The sequence below is a fragment of the Thauera sp. ZXT1-4 genome (genome assembly GCF_052598215.2).
The window spans coordinates 1-503 of the sequence record NZ_JBQWSN020000139.1 but is presented as its reverse complement, the minus strand read 5'-3'; the positions used below and the strand labels follow the sequence as shown (position 1 = coordinate 503).

Here is a 503-nt window from a genome sequence, read left to right as displayed (position 1 = left end):
AACATTGGACAAAACGATGAACGACCGCAAACACCTCACCGCGCGCGAGGTCGAGCGCCTGATCACGGCCACCCGCGGCAGCCGCACCGAGCTGCGCGACCGCTGCCTGATCCTCTTGATGTTCCGCCACGGGCTGCGCGTGTCCGAGGCCTGCGCGCTCAAATTGCACCAGGTCGATCTCGAGAGCCGGGTGCTGCACGTGGCACGGCTCAAGCAGGGGCTGTCGACGACGCACCCGCTTCGGGGCGACGAGCTGCGGGCCATCAAGGCCTGGCTCACCGAGCGGGCGCGCCTCGGCCCGGCGGGCGACACCTTCTTCGTCTCGGAGCGGCGGGCGCCGCTCAACCGCCGCACCGCCTGGGTGGCGATCCGGCGCTACGGGGAACTGGCCGAGCTGTCCGTGGAGGCGCACCCCCACATGCTGCGCCACGCCTGCGGCTTCGCCCTGGCCGACCAGGGCGCGGACACCCGGCTCATCCAGGACTACCTCGGGCACCGCAACA

At 71.0% G+C, this 503-nt stretch carries 1 protein-coding gene; it reads left to right on the top strand.

Features of this window, described 5'->3' with window-relative positions:
* Nucleotides 1–16: 16 nt before the first annotated feature.
* The coding region (locus tag ACUH78_RS19525) for a tyrosine-type recombinase/integrase (RefSeq protein ID WP_510497630.1) at nucleotides 17–503 on the top strand (487 nt) is incomplete at its 3' end.